At 71.4% G+C, this 1425-nt stretch carries 1 protein-coding gene; it reads left to right on the forward strand.

Annotated features, from left to right (window positions below):
* The first annotated feature begins 68 nt into the window (after positions 1 to 68).
* Complete coding sequence (locus tag ACFQ6N_RS40805; RefSeq protein WP_380659195.1) at positions 69 to 1304, forward strand: IS701 family transposase; 1236 nt, start codon at positions 69 to 71, stop codon at positions 1302 to 1304.
* Positions 1305 to 1425: the final 121 nt, after the last annotated feature.

Consider the following 1425-nt stretch of genomic DNA (forward strand, 5'->3'; position numbering starts at 1 on the left):
CTAGTAGTGCTTTGTTACGTGCTGCGCGGGGTCTGGGCAGGTTGGCGGTTCGGCGGTTCGCTGTCGGTGTGACTCCGGACGAACTGGCAGTGCTGCGGGATGAGTTGGAGGCGTTCGCGGCGGAGGTCTTTGCTCCGTTGCGGCGTTCGGACCAGCGGGACAAGGGCCTGAGCTATCTGCGTGGTCTGCTGCTGGACGGGCGGCGCAAGTCGATGCAGCCGATGGCCGAGCGACTGGGCGTCGACCATCAGCGCCTGCAGCAGTTCATCTCCGCCTCGACCTGGCCGGTCGAGGCGGTACGTGCCCGGATCGCCCGCCGGGCGGTGGAAACGCTGGCACCGGCCGCCTGGGTGATCGACGACACCGGGTTCCCGAAGGACGGCACCGCCTCGCCCGGGGTCGCCCGCCAGTACTCCGGGACGCTCGGTAAGGTCGGCAGCTGCCAGGTCGGGGTGAGCGTCCACGCGGTCACCGACCGGGCGTCCTGCCCGCTCGACTGGCGCCTGTTCCTGCCCGCGGCCTGGGACCCGGAGCATGCCGCGGATGAGGCCGCCGCCGCCCGAGCCGGACGGCGGCGGGCCCGCTGCCGCATCCCCGACAGTGAGGTCCACCGCCCGAAATGGCGCCTCGCGGTGGAGACGCTCGACGAACTCTCCGCCTGGCACCTCACCGCGCCGGTCGTGGTCGCGGACGCCGGCTACGGCGACAACGCCCACTTCCGCAACGCCCTGGACGAGCGCGGCCTGCGGTGGATCGTGCAGGTCAAGGGCCTGGCAACCGCCCACCCGCTGGACGTGACACCCCACCAGGCGCCCTACGGCGGGCTCGGCCCCCGCCCCAAGCCCCGATACCGCACCCGCCCGATCCCGCTGGCCGAGCACGTGCGGGCCGCCGGCCGACCGGCGGCCCGAACGGTCACCTGGCGACACGGTTCCCGCGACCGTCTGACCGGCGACTTCGTCGTCCTGCGGGTCCGGCTGGCCGGTCGCCGGCCCCGGATCGAAGAGGACGGCACCCTGCCGGTGTGCTGGCTGCTCGCCCAGTGGCCCGCCCACCTGGCCGAGCCGTCCCACTACTGGGTGTCCAATCTGCCCGCCGACACACCCGTCGAGGACCTGGTTCGCCTGGCCAAGATCCGCTGGCGGATCGAGCACGACTACCGCGAGCTGAAGACCGTCCTGGGCCTGGACCACTTCGAGGGACGTTCCTGGACCGGCTGGCACCGCCACGTCACCCTCGTCACCGCCGCCCACCTCTTCGTCACCCTCGCCCGGAGCCGCCCAAAAGTGCCTGCTCGGGCATGACCCTCTACCAGGCGGTCAGAGCCCTCCAACACCTCCTGGCCACCTGGAACGGCACATGCCCGACCTGCCAGCAAGCACTGCCCAGACCAAGACCAGCCCCGACCTAACAAAGCACTACTAG

The sequence above is a fragment of the Kitasatospora sp. NPDC056446 genome (assembly GCF_042796115.1).
GTDB lineage: Bacteria > Actinomycetota > Actinomycetes > Streptomycetales > Streptomycetaceae > Kitasatospora.